The organism is Streptomyces sp. NEAU-174 (assembly GCF_052665095.1).
The window spans coordinates 196794-214798 of sequence record NZ_JBQTCE010000016.1; the positions used below are offsets into that span (position 1 = coordinate 196794).

The 18005-nt window shown below is 67.3% G+C and carries 9 protein-coding genes and 4 pseudogenes; 10 read left to right on the forward strand and 3 right to left on the reverse strand.

Features of this window, described 5'->3' with window-relative positions:
• Positions 1-57 precede the first annotated feature (57 nt).
• The 3 genes from ACT2CW_RS37770 to ACT2CW_RS37780 all read left to right on the forward strand — a co-directional run bounded on the left by ACT2CW_RS37770 (position 58) and on the right by ACT2CW_RS37780 (position 6516).
• Positions 58-2178: a ricin-type beta-trefoil lectin domain protein gene (locus ACT2CW_RS37770; RefSeq protein WP_445519842.1), complete on the forward strand. Its 2121-nt coding sequence runs from the start codon at positions 58-60 to the stop codon at positions 2176-2178.
• 109 nt (positions 2179-2287) lie between these two features.
• The gene (locus tag ACT2CW_RS37775; RefSeq protein ID WP_445519843.1) at positions 2288-4624 is read left to right on the forward strand and encodes a glycosyl hydrolase family 95 catalytic domain-containing protein; all 2337 of its coding nucleotides are present in this window, start codon (positions 2288-2290) and stop codon (positions 4622-4624) included.
• Positions 4625-4677: 53 nt separating this feature from the next.
• Complete coding sequence (locus tag ACT2CW_RS37780; protein WP_445519844.1) at positions 4678-6516, forward strand: alpha-L-fucosidase; 1839 nt, start codon at positions 4678-4680, stop codon at positions 6514-6516.
• Between the two features lie 343 nt (positions 6517-6859).
• Here the strand turns inward: ACT2CW_RS37780 and ACT2CW_RS37785 are convergent, their stop codons facing one another.
• Complete coding sequence (locus ACT2CW_RS37785; protein ID WP_445519845.1) at positions 6860-8239, reverse strand: M64 family metallopeptidase; 1380 nt, start codon at positions 8237-8239, stop codon at positions 6860-6862.
• A gap of 178 nt (positions 8240-8417) precedes the next feature.
• Positions 8418-10061 (reverse strand): alpha-L-fucosidase, encoded by a 1644-nt coding sequence (locus ACT2CW_RS37790; RefSeq protein WP_445519846.1) that lies wholly within the window; start codon positions 10059-10061, stop codon positions 8418-8420.
• Positions 10062-10425: 364 nt separating this feature from the next.
• On the opposite strand from ACT2CW_RS37790, the pseudogene ACT2CW_RS37795 reads away from it, so the two are divergent.
• A pseudogene (locus ACT2CW_RS37795) lies at positions 10426-10497 on the forward strand (hypothetical protein); the annotation flags it as partial.
• 423 nt (positions 10498-10920) lie between these two features.
• Here ACT2CW_RS37795 and ACT2CW_RS37800 read toward each other — a convergent pair.
• Positions 10921-11592, reverse strand: a pseudogene (locus ACT2CW_RS37800) (ROK family protein); the annotation flags it as partial.
• Between the two features lie 268 nt (positions 11593-11860).
• On the opposite strand from ACT2CW_RS37800, the pseudogene ACT2CW_RS37805 reads away from it, so the two are divergent.
• From ACT2CW_RS37805 to ACT2CW_RS37830, 6 genes and pseudogenes are all read left to right on the forward strand, one after another.
• Positions 11861-12174 (forward strand): annotated as a pseudogene (locus ACT2CW_RS37805) (alpha-amylase family glycosyl hydrolase).
• Between the two features lie 432 nt (positions 12175-12606).
• Positions 12607-12759: a hypothetical protein gene (locus ACT2CW_RS37810; RefSeq protein ID WP_164430889.1), complete on the forward strand. Its 153-nt coding sequence runs from the start codon at positions 12607-12609 to the stop codon at positions 12757-12759.
• A gap of 24 nt (positions 12760-12783) precedes the next feature.
• Positions 12784-14637 (forward strand): alpha-L-fucosidase, encoded by a 1854-nt coding sequence (locus ACT2CW_RS37815; RefSeq protein WP_445519847.1) that lies wholly within the window; start codon positions 12784-12786, stop codon positions 14635-14637.
• A 748-nt stretch (positions 14638-15385) separates the two neighbouring features.
• Positions 15386-15694, forward strand: a pseudogene (locus tag ACT2CW_RS37820) (helix-turn-helix domain-containing protein); the annotation flags it as partial.
• 88 nt (positions 15695-15782) lie between these two features.
• On the forward strand, positions 15783-16475 hold the full coding sequence (locus ACT2CW_RS37825; protein ID WP_445519848.1) for a response regulator transcription factor: 693 nt from the start codon (positions 15783-15785) through the stop codon (positions 16473-16475).
• Entirely contained in the window at positions 16472-17875 is a 1404-nt protein-coding gene (locus ACT2CW_RS37830) for a HAMP domain-containing sensor histidine kinase (RefSeq protein WP_445519849.1), read from the forward strand. Before ACT2CW_RS37825 ends, ACT2CW_RS37830 begins: the two co-directional genes overlap by 4 nt.
• Positions 17876-18005 lie beyond the last annotated feature (130 nt).

Genomic DNA, 18005 nt, shown 5'->3' on the forward strand with positions numbered 1-18005 from the left:
CAACTGTGCAGAAGGCTGCGTGCTCTGGTGAGCTCGATCTCGGCAGCCGTAGTGATCGTGAGCTTGTTCGTAGCCGTCGGGCCGACCCCGGCTGCGGCCGCCGGTGGTCACGCCACGGACTGGATGAACCAGCGCAAGTGGGGCGTCTCCGTGCACTACCTCGCGGAAGGCTGTCCGCCGGGTTGTCAGGTCGGCTCCTACACGACCGGGAAGTGGCCGACGGTCGCCGAGTGGAACGACCGGGTCGACAACTACGACGTCGAGGGCGTCGTCAACCAAGTCGATTCCGTCGGCGCCGGATGGCTCCAGATCCCGGTCGGACAGATCTCCGGCTACTGGGACGCGCCCAACCCGGTGTACGAGCAGTACGTCCCGGCCACTGACGCTCACCCCAGCCGCCTCTCGCAGCGCGACCTGATCAAGGACCTCGCCACCGCCGCGCACGCCAAGGGGCTGAAGTTCATGGCGTACATCCCGCTCGACCCGCCGAGGAACGACGCTTACGCCGCCGAGAAGCTCGGCGCCGACCCCAACAACCACGAAGACGGCGGCGTGCACAACGCTGACTTCCAGAAGAAGTGGCTCGAGGTCGCCAAGTACTGGGCCAAGGAGTGGGGCCCGCTCATCGACGGCTGGTGGGTGGACGGCGGCTTCGCGAACCTCGACTCCTACGCCTCGGACTTCATCGACGCGCTGCACGCTGGCAACCCCGACAGCCTGATCGGGCTCAGTGCGGCCGGCTGGCAATACGAGACGAACAAGAACGCCGCCGCCAAGTCCGATGTTGTCTCCGGCGAGGACAAGCTCTCGCTGGACGGTCGCTGGCGCGACTACAACGGAACCCAGGTGCTCAACCACGGCCTGAACCGCATCCAGGGCCACTGGGGCAATCCCTCGAACGCCGCGATGTCCCACAGCACCGAGACACTGGTGAACTATGCGACCGGCGCGATGAGTCAGGGCGCCGCGATGACCTGGGACGTCGGCTACGACTGGCCCAGCGGCCGCATCTCCGACTCGTCGATGGCCCAACTCGCCGCCGTCGGTGAAGCCACCGGCACCCTCCCCGGCAACGGCGGAAGAACCGACAGCGGTTCCCCCTCGATCAGTTACAACGGCACGTGGGGTACCGCCAGCGGCGACCAGTACTTCGGTGGCACGGCCCGTACCTCGACGGCGACCGGAAACTCCGCGTCGTTCACCTTCGACGGCACCTCCGTCAAATGGGTCGGCGCACGCGACGCGGGCGCGGGCAAGGCAGAGGTCCGGATCGACGGCGGCCCCCCGACGACCGTCGACCTCGCTTCCTCGCCTCCGACCGGGAACGACGTCGTCTTCGCCCGCCATGGGCTGAGCCGCGGCAAGCACACCATCACCGTCACCCCGACGACGACGGGCGCCGTGTCCGTGGACGCCTTCGAAGTCGACACCACGACCAGGCCCGACATCGACGACACCAACCCCGCCATCACCTACACCGGGTTCTCCAGCTCCAACCCCGGCAGCTGCTTCAACAACACCTGCCACAACTCCAACACGGCAGGCTCCACCGCCACGTACGAGTTCACCGGCACCGGAATCACCTGGAACGGTGTCACAGGGCCTGACCAGGGCACGGCTTCCGTATCCATCGACGGCGGCCCGGCCACGAGCGTCAACCTCGCCGACGAGTCCCGCAGTGTCGACGTTCCGGCCTACCTCAGCCCCACGCTGCCCTACGGAACCCACACCATCAAGATCACAACCGAGAGCAGTCGATGGGTCACCATCGACCGGTTCGTCATCGACCCCCACCCCAACGCCATCACCGGGGTCGCCAGCCAGCGTTGCACGGACGTGCCGCAGGCCAGTGCCGAAGACGGCAACGACTTGCAGCTGCACACCTGTAACAAGACCGCCGCCCAGAAGTGGACGTTCAACCCGGAGAACGGTGAGGTCCGAGCGCTCGGCAAGTGCATGGACGTCCAGCAGGCCGACACCAGCGACGGCACCCCGGTGCAGCTCTACCAATGCAACGGCACCAATGCCCAGAAGTGGACGTACGACCCCGTCGGTAGGCAGCTCAAGGCATTCGACAAGTGTTTGGAGGCCGACAGCGGTGGCACCGGCGACGGCACGCGGTTGATCATCCACGGCTGTCACGGCGGCAGCAACCAGCAGTGGCGGCTGAGCGCCTGACCCGAACCGTCGGATAGACGAACAGGCCCGGGGCGCGCCATACCCGGCACGCCCCGGGGCTCGACGCATGCCACTCCCTTGACCGGATCAAGGAAAGGACAGCATCGTCATGAAGCGCAGGACCCTGCTCACCGCCATTACCCTCGCGCCACTCGCAAGTGCCGTAGGAACCGCCCACGCCGACGGCACCGGAGCGACCGCCACCCGCGCAGCCACAGCCGACGGCGACGCGGACTGGGACACGCTCAGCAACCTGCTGTCCGGATACGCCGGCCACTGGACCTCGCCGCCCGCGACGACCGACCCCGACCGTCTGACTGACAAGATGACCGACGGGGCCCTTCTGGGCAACGGAGAGCTTGGCGTGGTCGTCGGTGGGGACCGCAACACCCTGCGGCTGTATCTGGGCAAGAACGACTTCTGGACCAGCCCGGGGGCTGACGGCGCTCACCCGATCGCGCTGGGCGGGCTCACGTTGCGCAAGGTGTCGGGTTCGGACGACGGCACGGCGTATGAGATGACCCAGGACATCCTCAACGCCGAGGTCCGCACCGAACTGACCGTCAACAGTGTGCCCGTCCGGACGCGCACCTTCGTCGCGGACTCCGCGGACATCGTGGTCACCGAGGTCAGCACGACCGGGACCGCCGAGGTCCGGCTCGCCCTGGACGCCTGGACGAAGTCCGGGGCCTCTCAGTACCCGGCGAAGTCCGGCACCGAGGGTTCCACCCTCTGGGCGGAGCGCAGCACCGAGAGCGCCTCGTCCAGCCAGTGGGTGTCGCGGATGGGCCTCGCCACCAAGGTCATCGGCGCCTCGGTCTCCACCGGTACGAACTCCACCGGCACCTCCATCGCCGTGTTCACCCTGAAGCCGGGCGAGACGGTCACCATCGTCTCGGCCGTCGAAGGCGGCCGCGGTGTCACCGATCACGTCAGCCGCGCTGTAACCAACGCCAACGCGGTGACGGCCGCATCCGCGGCGGATCTGAGCACCAAGCACCGCGACTGGTGGAAGCAGTACTGGCTCAAGTCCTACGTCCGGGTCTACGACCCGTCTCTGGAGAAGTACTACTACGGCTCCCAGTACCTTCTCGGCAGCTCCTCGCGCCGGGGCTCGACCGGTCCCGGCCTGTGGGGGCCGTGGGGCACCACCGACACTCCGGAATGGAACGGCGGCTACTTCCTCAACTACAACGCGCTGGCCCCCTACTACGGCGCCTTCTCCAGCAACCGCATCGACATCGCGGAGCCGATGATCCAGGCGGTTCTGGACTACCGTTCCACGGGTACGGCCAACATCGCCCGCGTCCAGACAACCCCGGGCGGTGCGGTCAACGACCCGTTGAGCCAGGTGTTCAAGGAGTCCGTCCCCGCTTCGACCCGCGGCTACCTGTACCCGGTCTCGATCGGTCCGCAGGGCGCCTCAGGCCAGTGGACGTTCTGGAACCAGCCGACCAATGCGAGCTACGCAGCCGTCCCCATGGTCGACAAGTACGAGTACGCGCCGGACACCGGATTCCTCAAGGACACGCTCTATCCGTACCTGCTGGAACTGGCGAACTTCTGGGAGGACTACATCGGGCCGAAGGAGGCCGATGGGAAGTACCACTTCATGGGCGCGGCCTACGAACAGGACTGGGCCAAGGACGACGCCCTGGGGCTCGCCGCCATCCGGTACGTGCTGACACGCACCCTCAAATACAGCGAGCAGCTCGGAGCCGACGCCTCGCGCCGGGACAAGTGGAAGGACATCCTCTCCGGCCTGCCGGACTTCCCGACCGTGACCTACAACGGCAAGACGGTCTACAACCGTGACTACACCAACACCGACTTCTCGACGATTGTCGGCAGGACCATCTGCAACCTGGAGTTCATCCATCCCTTCGGCCACCTGGACCTGGAATCTTCCGAGATCCAGCGTCGGACGGCGATCGACACGCTTGACGCGATGGACTCCTGGAACCAGGGAAACAACCTCGCCAAGAGCTACGGGGTGGCGGCGCGCGTCGGCTATCCGGCGGCCTCACTCCAAGCGCGGCTGAAGTCGCTCATCGACTCGAAGATGCGGTCCAACCTCAGCGTCGAACAGGAAGGCGGCGGCCTGGAGAGCGTTGCCGCGACCAACGCGATCAACGCGATGCTGATGCAGTCCATCAACGGCACCATACGGTTGTTCCCCAACTACCCCGCAGGCCAGAAGGCACATTTCAGCCGTCTCCGTTCCCCTGGCGGCTTCCTGGTCAGCGCCGACTACGACGGCAGCAGCGTGTCCAACGTCTCCCTGACCGCGGACAATGCGGGCGGCCCGGTGACCGTGCTCAACCCGTGGCCTGGCCGGACCATGAAGGTCACCGATGCGGCTGGAGCCGCGGTCGGCACGAGCCAGAACAACGACCGGTACACCTTCACCACGACGGCCGGTGGGACCTACATGCTCTCGTCTTGAGGTAGCCCTGCTCCGCTTCTACGTTCCAGCCATCCGATGAATGAGGAGCCGCAATGCACCCCCCACACGTCCGCACCGCACGAGGAGCTACCGCGCTGCCGCTGCTGGTTGCCGCCGCGCTCGCCGCCGGATCCCTATCTGCCGCGCAGCCCAGCGCCGCGCAGCCCAGCGCCGCGCCGACCGCACGTGCGACCGGCCCCGGCACGGATTACGCGGCCGATGATCCATTCACGGCGGATCGCACGAGCTGGTTCCGCCAGGACCGCTTCGGCATGTTCATCCACTTCGGTCCCTACTCCAACCTTGAGGGCGAGTACACCCGCCCCGACGGCACCGTCTGCCGCGATGCCGAGTGGATCATGCGGAACTGCAACATACCGAGGGAGGAGTACGAGAAGCAGGCCGCAACGTTCAACCCCGCCGACTTCGATGCCAAGGCCGTCGTCGCCGCGGCCAAGAACGCAGGCATGCGGTACATCGTCATCACGGCCAAGCACCACGACGGCTACGCGATGTGGCCGACAAAGGCCAACTCGTGGAACTTGCGTGACCACTCGGCCTTCGACAAGAACCGGGACATCATCGCCGAGCTGAAGAAGGCCGCCGACGAGGCGGGGATCAAGCTCGGCCTCTACTACTCGATCTGGGACTGGCACGATCCTGACTTCGCAGACCGGGCCACCTTCCCTGCGTACGAGAAGCGCATGTACGCCCAGCTCAAGGAGCTGGTGGACACCTACGATCCGGCGCTGCTGTGGTTCGACGGGGCATGGCAACAGCCCTGGACTGCGGAGGACGGCGAGCGCCTGGAGGCATATCTGCGAGGCCTCAAGCCCGATCTGATCGTCAACAACCGGGTCGGGAAGAATCGGGTGACCGACGGCGACTTCAGCACTCCGGAGCAAGAGATACCGGATACGTCGGTCGCGGGTCAGCTGTGGGAGTCCTGCGGGACCCTCAACGACCACTGGGGATATGCCCGTTACGACGACAAGTGGAAGTCGAGCAGCGAGCTGCTACGCAACCTGCTGACCACCTCGTCACGGAGTGGCAACTACCTGCTCAACATCGGTCCCGACGCCCACGGGCGGGTTCCCGGCCCCGCCGCCGAGCGCCTGGGTGAGATGGGCAACTGGCTGCGTACCGCGGACCAGGGCGAGGCGGTCCACGGAGCCGGCAGCGGCGGGTTGGTCGAGCAGCCGTCCTGGGGCACGGTCAGCCGCAAGGGCGACACGCTGTACGCGGCCGTCACCCAGTGGCCCCAGTCGGGCGGCTCACTGCACCTGACCACCCGGACCGGCTTCGACGTGAAGCAGGCCCGCGTGCTGGGCTCCGACCAGTCGGTGTCCGTCACCACGTCCGGTGATGGCTACGACATCAAGCCTTCCGGCGCGGCCACCAACGAGACCGCCACCGTCATCGAGCTGACCGTCGACCCCGGGGCCACGGCAGCACCGGGCAGCGGCACCGGCCTGAAGCAGGAGGTCTTCGACAACCCGGAGCTGTCGGGCGAGCCGAAACTCACGCGTACGGACCCGACGGTCAACCACTCGTGGAAGTTCACCGGATCTCCGCATGTGGACGTTCCGGCGGACGGATTCAGCGTCCGCTGGAGCGGCACCCTCGAACCGCGGCGCACCGAGACCCACACGCTCAGCACCGTCTCGGACGACAACGTACGGGTCTGGATCGACGGCAAGTTGGTCATCGACAACTGGAAGCCGCACAACGTGCAGGTTGACCAGGCCCAGGTGGACCTGACCAAGGGCCGCCGCCACGCCATCAAGATCGAGTATGTCGAGCAGACCGGCGAGGCCCACATGAAGCTGCTCTGGTCCAGCCCCGGCCAGGACCAGCAGGTCATACCGCAGCAGCAGCTCAACCCCAACTGACGCGGAAGGACCCACCGGGGGAGCGCAGGCCGAGTCGTCCCGCCCCACGGCGGGGCGACTCGGGCCCAGCGAGCCGAGAAGAAGGTCGCCGGCTCGGACCAGCACCCGTGGTTCACGCACTCCCAACAGGACTCCGCGGACCGCCGCTACATCTGGCCACCCCGGAGCAGGTGCCGCCGGGCGGCCTTCCAGAGGGATTCGTGCGCTCCCCGGGGCCGCGTCCCGGCACGTTCATGAAGAACTTCTACTGTCATCGCGGAGTGGAACGAGGCCAGGAACCGACTCGGCCCCGGCGTAGACGATCGCGTCGAGGCCGCTTCCCAGGTTTCGTCGGTCCGTGCTGTCAGGCGTGGACCTTCCAGGTCAGAGTCGTCCTCAGCGTCCTGGCGATGGCGGGGTCGCGGACGTCGTCGGTGGGGTCGGTGACCACCGCGGTCAGGTGATGTGGCTGCGAGTCGCGTGTGTGGAGGCGCAGTTCGGAGACTCGTACCGTGTCATCCCCTGCCTTCGTCTTCAGCGGCTCGTCGTCGAGATACCACCGCACCTTCAGTGGTCGCGCGGACGGCCCTGCGGGTTGGGTGAGGGCGATGTGCGCGCTCTTGCCTGCCCGCAGTGGACGCTCGGTCGGCGTGAGGGCGCGCGCCACGGAGGCGTGCCGGTAGAAGCCCGCGATCATCGCCTCGACCCCGGGCAGATTGAAGGGCCTGCCGGTGAAGCGCATCAGCGAGCCGTCCGTCGGCCGGTTGAGGCCGGTCACGTAGTATCCGCCGCCCACGTACGTGTCGACCCTGCCGCCGTCTGGTGATGCCTGGCCGAGCCAGCGGTACCACTTGGTGCGGGCGCTCTGCATCTGCGCGGCCGTCAGCTTGGAGATGTTGGACTCGCGTGGTTCGGGCCCGCTGTAGTGCTCGTAGCCGGGGAGCCTGGGGTCGAAGTATTCGTCGGCGAGCTTGCCGAGTGAGTGGCCTGTCTCGTGGATGGCGACCTGACCGGACTGGGCATTGTGGGCGGAGGCTGTGGCGATGCCCTCGTAACCGAGCCTCGGGCTGGGGGTGTTGTAGCCGGCGCCGCCGTACATGCTGCTGTTGGCGAGGACCATCACCAGGTCGGCCTCTGGGGCGTTGTCGACGTATGAGTCGACCTTGGTCTGGTCGACGCAGAGCAGCCGGTCGGTGTTGTCGCACCAGAAGTAGGAGCCGAGGGCTGTGTCCCGCACTACGTTCGGGGTTGGATCGCCGGACACTCCGGACTGGCGGGATACGGCGTCCACCGCCCACACGTTGAAGAGGCGGGCGTATGTGCGGTACGGCTCGACGGCGGCGATCTCCTCCCAGTGCGCCCTGACGTCCGCGTGGAACTGTGTGAGTTCACCTGCGGTGTAGCCGTCGCCGACGAAGACGATGTCGAGGCGGTTTCCGGTGGGACCGTTGTCGACGACCTTGGTGACCGCGCCGTCGGCGAACGCCTCATCGGGCGTGAGGCTGCCGGGCGACGTGGACTGTTTGCCCTGCCGTGGGACCGAGGTGTACCCGGATCCCGCTTCGGTGTGTGAGTCGGCGAGTGCTCCGGGCCCTAAGTGTTCGGGGCCGGGTATCTCCACCTGGACCCGGTTGGAGGTCGGCTGTGCCGAGGCGGGGCCGGGAGCGATGGCGAGAGCACACGCGACGGTGGTTGCGGCGGCTGCCGCAATCGATCTTCGTATGGATGTGCCGGATTTGCGCAAGGCAATCCTCCTTGGTGCGAACGAGGGGATTAAGTGTGAGCTAGCGCACCGCAGTACACGTCTCCACTCAGGGATCAGTCATGGCCCGCCCTCACCGACGTCCGGCGCCGCCGGCGAGGACAAGCCCCTGCGGTTTGCGATCGAGTCCTGGCCGTTGCCGCGGTCGGTGATCCGCCCCTTACGAGGTCGGGTTGAAGGTGACCTTCAGCGAGACGATGGCGTCGTTGTTGCCGGTCGCCCGCAGGTCGGGATTGTCCGCGGTGAACGTCCAGGACGTGCCGGTGGAGTTGTCGCCGGAGTGGCCCGTCAGCGAGTAGCCCTTGGGCACCTTCATCGAGGAGATGGCCGAGGGCTTCACCCCGGCGGCCGACAGCTGGGAGGAGGTGTAGCTGCCCGGCGACAGGATGGCGCTCGCCCCGGAGTAACCCACGTCCTGGAACACCGTCACCCCGGCGGACGTGGGAACGCCGCTGACCTCGACGCAGACCACGGAGTCATGGGCGTCCGGGGCGGTGGCCGGGACGGTGACGCTGATCTGGCCGCCGCTGACGGTGTAGGTGAGCGCGGCCGAGGGGTTGTTCATCAGGTAGACGCGTTTGATCGTGTTGGTGATCGCCGGTATCTGGAGCACGCCGTCGGCGGGCCAGGTGAAGACGTGGGCGAACAGCTTGCCGTTCTTCTTGGTGACCCTGCCCCAGGCCGGGTCGGTGGCGAAGGGGCTTGCGGTGGCTCCGTGGATGCTGTCGCCGTACGTCGGCATCCAGGAGGCCAGGCCGCGCAGAATGGTCACGGATCCGGCGGTGACCGAGCCGTCGCCCGTGGGGCCGATGTTCAGCAGGAAGTTGCCGTCCCGGGATACGCACGTGGCGAGCTCCTGGACGAAATCGCCGACGGGTCGGTAGGAGTTCTCGGCGTCCGAGCGATATCCCCAGGCGCCGTTCATGGTGTCGCATGTCTCCCACAGCCGATCCGGCGGAGTGCTGGGGACACTGGACTCCGCGACTGTGTAGTCGCCCAGTCCGCAGTTGTGCTTGACGCGTTCATTGATGACGAGGTCGGGCTTGCGAGCGATCAACCAGTTGTAGAGATCGACGCCGTCCGACCGGTTCCACCAGTCCTCCAGGGTGGGGCTGGCGAGGTCGTTGGGCATGTCGCCGTCGAACCAGAGGATCGCCGGGTCGTAGCGGTCCAGCAACTCCTGAAGCTGGTCTTTCATGTCCGCGATGTAGCTGGTACGTGCGGCCTGCGAGGCCATCGTGGTGGGACCCCCTCGGTTGGTCTGGGAGGGGTGGTTCCAGTCCATGATCGAGTAGTAGAGCCCGAACTTGACGCCGCGCGCCTCGCACTCGGTCTTGAGCGCCGCCAGCAGGTCGCCTTGGACACCCGCGTAATCGTGCAGGTTGTAAAGCTTGGTGCCGGTGGTGTCGGTGAAGCTGGGGACATCGGAGTCCCACATGGCGAAGCCCTCATGGTGCTTGGCGGTGATCACGAGGTACTTCATGCCGGCGTCCGCGGCCAGTTGGGCGATGGCGGCGGCGTTGAAGGCGGTGGGGTTGAAGTGTGCGGACACCTGGGTCTGGTAGTCGGCCTTGGACCAGTTCTCGGCGTTGAACGCCTGTTCACCGTGGCCGAGGTGGGAGTAGGACCCGAAGTGGATGAACATCCCGAACCGGTCCTGGTACCACCAGTCCATCTTCGAGGGGACGGAGTATGCCTCGGCGGTGGCAGGCAACAGGACCTGTGGGAGCGCGAAGGCCACGACGCCTCCGGCTAGCGCGGCAGCCTTGAGGAGGGAACGTCGACTCAAGGGTACAGAGGACATGGTGCGGCTCCTGGATGGTGGGGTGTGCTGGCCGAGGCTGGGGCGCGTGAAGGGACGTCAGGGCCGTGAGCACCTCGGACGTGTTGCGTACAGGGCCGCGGCGTCGGCCAGAGACATCGGATGAATGTATAGACGCTACCTGCTATGGCGTCTAGGGGTGACGCAGCAACTCATCAAACTCACTGCTGTACAGGATTTGATGTAGATCAACTAGGCCGCCGCGCTGCGATCACTGCCCGATCTCTCGGAATAGCTCGGACCTATAGTCCTCGGGTAACGGAGTAGGGGTGGCTGGTCCGGTGTCCGGTTCCCGGCTGGTCCCGCCCACAACGCGGTCGCCGAGGCGTTCAACTCCGCCCTGGAGATGGAACTGCTATCGCGGTCCCGCTTCGCTTCCCGTGAGAGGCCCCGCCACGCAGTGGCCGAGTGGTTCGATGGGTACAACACCATCCGGCGGCACTCGGCCGCGGGGATGATGGCACCGGTCGACTACGAGCTGACCCGGCACCACACCCAGAAAAACGACAAGAAGGGGGCGCCCAGAGCCTGCCCGGGCAGCCGCGCGGCGCACCACCGAACACTGACGGCGAACAGCCCGGACGAACAACGTTCGCAGATCAAAAAACCGGGAGATGGGGAACGGGCACAGCTCGTCGAGCCGGCGTTTGAGGGGTTTGAGGAGCGTGTCGCCGGCTCGGGACAGGCCGCCGCCGATGATGATCTTGTCGGGATCGAAGAGGAGGGTGGAGGCGGCGATTCCGGTGGCGAGGTCGTCGATGAAGGCGGGGTCGTCGACGGGCTTGCCGGCGGCCAGGGCGTCACGGGCCTCGTACCAGCGGGCTGCTTTGAGTACTCCGATTTCTCCGGCGGCACCGTGGCGGCCTTGGCGGACGCGGCGGTCGATGAGGATGCCGACGGAGAACTGGTGGCCGGCCAGTATGTAGACAACGTCTGGGGCGTCTCTGGCGATTCCGCGCCAGTGCTCTGCGAGCGTGCCGAGGTTGGCGTCATTGCCGACGATCACAGGCCCGGAGCCCAGGCCGGTCAGTTCCTTGCGGATGTCGACGCCTGACCACTCGGGCAGTGCAGGGGAGAGGGCGATGGTCCCGGTGTTCGGGTCGACGGGGCCGGTGGTGCCGACGCCGACGGCGAGGACGTCGGCGAGACGCACCGATGCGGCTCGAGCGGCGCGTTTGAGAGCGGTGCGGGCCGCCTGGACGCGTTCGGCGTTGCTGTGCTCGGCGGACACCTCGATGCGGTGGCTGCCGCGGATGGTGCCGACGAGGTCGGTGCACAGCGCCAGGGCCTTGTGGATCCCGATGTCCACGCCGATCACGGCCCCGTACTCGGCGCGGAAACGGTAGCGCTTGGCGGGCCGGCCGACGGGCCTCGGTGCGTCCGGATCCGGGACGATCTCGGCGAGAAGTCCACGCTCGTCAGCTCGTTGACGGCGTCCTCGGACGATGCGCGGGAGACAGCCGCCCGGTGGGCGACCTCGGTGAGGGTGAGGCCGCCGGCGAGCCGTCCTCATGGGGCTCGGCAGCGTCGGCGCGGATCACGCGCAGGGCCGCGACCGTAGTCGGGCGGCTCAACGGCGGTCCGTACCAGTGCTGCGGAGAGCCCTCATTCATCGAGCTGTTCTCCAACCTCTTGACGTCGTGCCGCTCGGGTGCAACGATCCTGCTACTCTCGAAATATTATGAACATCAGGATAATTAATTCAAGGTCGCAAGATTGAAACTCCCAGCTTGTGGCCGTCGTCTGGTTGACCTCTCGTCCAGTGAAAGGTCTGAAGTCTCATGCCTCAGTCTCAAAAGGCGTTGTCAGGGCATGCCGGCTCGGTCCTGTACCAGATCTACCCGCTGGCGTGGCTCGGCGCCGACGCCGTCTGGCTCAGCCCGTGCTTTGCCTCGGAGTTCGGCGACGCGGGCTACGACGTGACGGACTACTTGAGCATCGCGCCGCGCTACGGACGAACGAGGACGCGGCCGCCTTGATCGAGGCGGCTCGTAGCCGCTGCATCCGGGTCATGCTCGACCTGGTGCCGGGCCACACCTCCCACCGGCACTCCTGGTTCCAGGAGTCGGCGAACACCCCTGGCGATCACCGCTAGATCTGGTCGGACCGCGTTCACCCCGCTGGAGAACCGGCACACCAAGATCTTCGGAACCCGAGGCCGGCTCACCGGCGACGGCCGGTACCTGAGCGTCTTCGACTCCCTCGCCGAGCAGACCACGACCATCGACACCTCCCTCGACGGCTCATCCGCCGCCGAAGGCCACGCCGGCGGCGACCACGGCCTCATCAAGTCGTTCGCCACCGCCCTGCACGAAGGTCGCCCCGAGCTCATCCATTCCGGCATCGCCGGAGAAGACCATGCGACCCCGTAGAACGGTCGTGGCCGGAGTGGCGGCTGGGCTGCTCGGACTCGGCCTGGTCACCGTGCCTGCCACCTCGGCCAAGCCCGCCGCTTCAGTGGGCGACCTGGCCGACGATTGGACCACGCTGAGCGGCCTGCTGCCCGGCACCCAAGTGGGTGTCGCGGATGGGGGTCGCGACAGTGAACACCGCCAACCCCACCCGCCTCGTCCAACAGCTCGTCCACCGCGTCGACGGCCTGCCCGCAGGCATCCGCACCATCCGCTTGGTCAAGAAGAACGGCCAGTACCTGATGACCGACCGCTTCACCTTCCGCTGATCGCCGGCTCCTGGAGACCATACGATGCGTCCCCACCTCACCCGCCTACGGCCGATTGCCACTTGTGTCGCCGCTCTGCTGGCGGCGTTCGTAGTCGTGGCCCCGCAACCGGCATGGGCTGCGCCCAGCGACAACTTCGCCATCGACGACCCGCTGTCCTCCCCGCGCACGCAGTGGTGGACTGACGCGAGGTTTGGGCTGTTCCTGCACTGGGGGGTCTACTCGGCCTTCCGCGGTGAGTACAGCAGGCCCGACGGGACGACCTGCCGAGACGCTGAATGGATCAAGCGCAATTGCGCCATCCCGGACTCTGCCTACATGGCCAGGGCCTCGACGTGGAATCCGACGTCGTTCGATGCCAACGCGATAGTGAAGCTTGCCAAGGACGCGGGGCAGAAATACATCGTCATCACGGCGAAGCACCACGACGGCTTCGCCATGTGGCCCACCAAGGTCAACGACTACAACATCCGCCAGCGCACGCCCTTCCAGCGTGACCCGCTGCGCGAGCTGGCCGATGCCGCCCGCGCCAATGGCCTGCACTTCGGTGTCTACTACTCCATCTGGGACTGGCACGACCCCGACGCTCTGCCGGGCGGTAACTACCCCGCGTACCTCGACAGGGCCAAGGCCCAGATCAAAGAGCTGATCACCGACTACGACCCCGAGGTCCTGTGGTTCGACGGCTCGTACAAGGGCTACACCGACCCGCCCAACCCCTACAGCTTCGAGGACGGTGCGCGGATGGAGTCCTACGTGCGCGGACTCAAGCCCGGCATCATCATCAACGAGCGGTCGATCGACCACCACGGGGCCGACAACTACCACCTGTATCGGCCCGGTGACGGTGACTTCACCACCCCGGAGGGCTACTATCCCACCTCTCCGTCACCGTCGGAGTTGATGGAGACCTGCGACAACGTCAGCGACCGGTGGGGCTATGCCTACTGGGATAACAATTTCAAGTCGCCGACCACACTGACCCGCGACCTGATTCACTCGACCAGCATCGACTCCAACTTCCTGCTCAACGTAGGGCCCACCGACACCGGCGCCATCTCACCCGGCCATACGAGCGCCCTGCGAGGGATGAAGGATTGGGCTGCCACCCATGGCGTGGCCATCTACGGCGCCGGCTTCAGCGGGCTGACCAGCCAGCCGTCCTGGGGACGCATCACCCGCAAGGGGAACAAGCTCTACCTCCACGCCTACACCTGGCCTGGCGCGGGCGGCACCCTGCACGTCACGGCCAGAAGCCCGTTCACCGTCACCGCGGCCCGCGTGCTCGGCAGCGACCAAACCGTGACGGTCCGCACCGCAGGCGACGGCTACGACTTCACGCCCTCCGGCTCGGCGACCAATCCGATCGCCACGGTGATCGAAGCCGACATCGCCACCCCGGCTCCGGCAGCCGCCGGCACCGGCACCGGCCTCAAAGCCGAATTCTGGACCAACACCACCTTCACCGGCACGCCGGCCGTGACCCGCACCGACCCCACCATCAACTACCTGTGGCGCTACGAGGGATCCCCTGCCCCGTCCATCGGAACCGACAACTTCTCCTCCCGCTGGACCGGCAAGATCCAGCCCAGGTACTCCGAGACTTACACCTTCACCACCATCTCAGACGACACCGTCCGCCTATGGATCAACGGACAGCTCATCATCGACAACACCACCCCGCACCTCCCCACCTGGAACCAAGGCAGCATCAACCTCACAGCGGGACAGCTCTACGACATCAAGCTGGAGCAAACCGAAAACGGTGGCGAGGCCGCGGCGAAGCTCATCTGGACCAGCCCCAACACCCCCAAACAAGCCGTCCCGCGAACCCAGCTCTACCCCACGACGACCCTCGGCGACGACGCCCCGGCATGACCTACACCGGCACCTGGAACACCAGCACCGGCCGCACATACGCCTCCGATCTCAACGGACACGTCTCACTACGAAATAGCGGGGCGAGGTTGCGCCCAGCGCGGGCGAGCGCAACGCCTATACCTAGCAACTGCTCACCTCCGGGCAGCTTCCCGAGCTCATGCGGGCCTTGCGCCTTCGGGTCTCGCCGAGTTGGGCAGCCTGTACGCCTGGAACCCGGCGGAGCTCGGCGAGTCGTCGAATTCCCTCAGGTCCCGTCCGTTAGCAGCTGGGCTTCCAGCGTCATGATTCGACTCGACTGTGGCTGCTGACGATGCAGGCCGTCAGCTCAAGGACTCCCACCCGGTCATTTCCCAACCGGCTCAGGCACGAATCAGACGATCCGTCGTCTCACGGAAACCACCCCGAAAGGAACACCCTCCATGTATCCGGCCCGAAGAATCAGGCAGCGTGTGATGGCGCTCGCCGCGTTCACCTGCGTCATGGTCCTCGCATTCTGTGGCCTGGGCAGCGCCCCGGCCAAGGCCATCGGAGGCAGCGCCACCGACTGGATGAGCCAGGGCAAGTTCGGTGTCATGACGCACTACCTGGCCGAGAACTGCCCCCTGAGCTCAGACGGTCCCTACAGCTGCCCTACCTCGGCCTACAACACGGGAATCTTCCCGACGATCGACCAGTGGAACACGCGGGTCAACAACTACGACGTCAACGGTGTGGTCCAGCAACTCAAGTCTGTGGGCTCCGCGGAGTGCGGCTGCTGGTGCGTCCGGACACGGTGCTGCGCTGGCACCGCGACCTTCTCGTACGCCGCCATGCTGCCGCCTCCCGGCCCAAGCGCTCGGGACGGCCTCGGACCGTTCACTCCGTGCGGGCCCTGGTGCTGCGCCTGGCGCGGGAGAACCCCGGTTGGGGGTATCGGCGCCTGCACGGCGAACTGCTTGTCCTGGGCGTGAAGGTGGCCGCTTCCACCGTCTGGGAGATCTTGCAGGAGGCCGGCATCGATCCAGCACCCGAGCGGTCCGCCAGCACCCGGGCGGACTTCCTACGCTCCAGAGCACGGTCCCCAGCGACGCGCTAATCCTGGTCTCAGGTTGATCGGAGACAATGAGCGGCAAAAAGCATCGACTGGAAGGGGGCGGGCCGGCGTGCGGATCATGATCGCGGATGATGACCCGGCCATCCGTGAGTCGCTGGAGCGGGTGCTCCAGGTCGAGGGTTACGACACCAGCACCGTCGCCAACGGTCTCGCCGTGCTCGACGGGGTCGGTGGGGCCAGCGGTGACACGCTGGATCTGCTGCTCCTCGACGTGATGATGCCCCGCCTCGGCGGGTTGGAGACCTGCCGGCGGTTGCGGGCCGCGGGTCGGGATCTGCCGGTGCTGATGCTGACCGCCCGTGACCAGGTTTCCGACCGGGTCACGGGGCTGGACGCGGGTGCCGACGACTACCTGCCCAAGCCGTTCGCCACCGAGGAGTTGCTGGCCCGGGTGCGGGCCCTGCTGCGTCGGCGCACGCCGACCGACGGGGAGTCGCAGATCCTGTCGTTCGCCGACGTCCGGCTCGATCCCGACAGGTTCGAGGCGTGGCGTGGCGGGCGGCCGCTGCACCTGACCCGGACCGAGTTCTCCCTCCTGGAGGTCCTCGTGTGCAACGCGACCCGGGTCTTGACCCGCGACGCGCTGTTCGAGGCGATCTGGGGCTTCGGCATGAGCTCCACCGCCAACAACCTCCAGGTATACGTGAGCTACCTGCGCCGCAAGATGGAGGCCGAGGGTGAGCCGCGATTGATCTACACGCTGCGCGGCCTGGGTTACGTGCTGCGGGATACTCCTCCGTGAGCAGGCCCGCCGGCCGGGAACCGCGCCGGCTGACCCGATGGTGGCGCCGGCGGTCCCTGCGGACCAGGCTGACGGTGATCGCGGCGACGGCCATCGCGGTCAGCGTGTTCGTGGCCTTCCAGGTGGCCAGCGAGCTGCTGGGCTGGGAGCTGCGGGACACCGCCGAGAATCAGCTGCGCGCCGACTCCCGCGTCCTGGCGACGACCGCGGAGCGCGCCGGTCTGGCGCAGGTCCAGCTACCGCCGTATCCCGGATCCGGTCAGCTGGTGCGGGTCATCCTGCCCGACGGCTCGACCCGGACGCCGGTCGGCCAACCCGCGCTGCCCCCGGTCAGCGAGCACGCCGGGCGCGTGGCGCAGGGCGCGTCGGCCGACCTGATGGAGTCGAGGGACAGCGACGACGAGGGCTACCGCATCTACACTCTGCGGGCGGGCGACGGCGCGGTCCAGGTGGCCCGTGTCGCCGACGACAGCCCGATCAACCAGTTCGGGTTCGGCATGCTGCTGATCGGGCTGCTCTGCGTGGCCGGCGGCACCCTTGTCGGGCGGACCGTGGCGCGGACCGGGCTGGCACCGATCGACCGACTGACCGCCGCCGCGGTACGTGTTGCGCACACCCGGGATCTCGACGCCGACATCCCGGATGAGGGCGGTGGGGAGATCCGGCGGCTGATCCAGTCGATCAACGACATGCTCGCCGCGCTCCGGGACTCCCGGCGGGCCCAGCGGCTGCTCGCCGAGGACGCCGCCCACGAGCTCAAGACCCCGCTCACCAGCCTGCGCCTCAACGTCGAGCTGCTGATCCGGCTCGATCGGCGCGGCACCCTGGACAGCGCACTGCCGGCGGAGAGCCGGACCCGGCTGCTCAACGATCTCGGCGCCCAGGTGGCCGAGTTGAGCACCCTTGCCGCCGAGCTGACCGACCTGGCGCGCGGTGACGTCAGCGACGAGAGCACCGAGCTGCTCGACCTCGCCGACGTGGTGGTGGCCGCCGAGACCCGGGCGCGTTCCCGCGTGCCCGACATCGAGGTCGCGCTCGACGTGACCTCCGTGTGGGTGAACGGGCGTCCCGCTGCGCTCCAGCGGGCGGTGCTCAACCTCATCGACAACGCCGGCAAGTGGTCCCCCGCGGACCAGCCGGTCCAGGTCCGGCTCCGTGCCGAGGGCGCGTCGGCGGTGCTCGAGGTCGACGACGCCGGGCCGGGCATCGACGCCGCCGACGTACCGCGGGTGTTCGACCGGTTCTACCGTGCCGACAGCGCCCGGGCGTTGCCGGGATCCGGTCTGGGGCTGTCGATCGTGCAGCGGGTCGTCGACGCCCACGGCGGCCGGGCCACCGTCGCCCGCTCCGCACGCGGTGGTGCGCTGCTTCGGGTCGACCTTCCGGCCGTGGTGCGCTGACCCGCCCCGGCGGCGCGGCGCAGGACAAGGGACGGCGGCCCTCGGGCATGGCCCCGCGCGGCTCACCGTCGGGGCAGGACACCGCGGTGCGCCGACCCCAGCCCCGGCCGCACGGCGCAGGACCAAAGGG

What these genes read in the sequence shown, in the direction of transcription:
- ACT2CW_RS37815 (WP_445519847.1), top strand. Translation starts at nt 12,784, where the DNA reads ATGCGTCCCCACCTCACCCGCCTACGGCCGATTGCCACTTGTGTCGCC.
- ACT2CW_RS37810 (WP_164430889.1), top strand. Translation starts at nt 12,607, where the DNA reads ATGGGGGTCGCGACAGTGAACACCGCCAACCCCACCCGCCTCGTCCAA.
- ACT2CW_RS37790 (WP_445519846.1), bottom strand. Translation starts at nt 10,061, where the DNA reads ATGTCCTCTGTACCCTTGAGTCGACGTTCCCTCCTCAAGGCTGCCGCG.
- ACT2CW_RS37780 (WP_445519844.1), top strand. Translation starts at nt 4,678, where the DNA reads ATGCACCCCCCACACGTCCGCACCGCACGAGGAGCTACCGCGCTGCCG.
- ACT2CW_RS37775 (WP_445519843.1), top strand. Translation starts at nt 2,288, where the DNA reads ATGAAGCGCAGGACCCTGCTCACCGCCATTACCCTCGCGCCACTCGCA.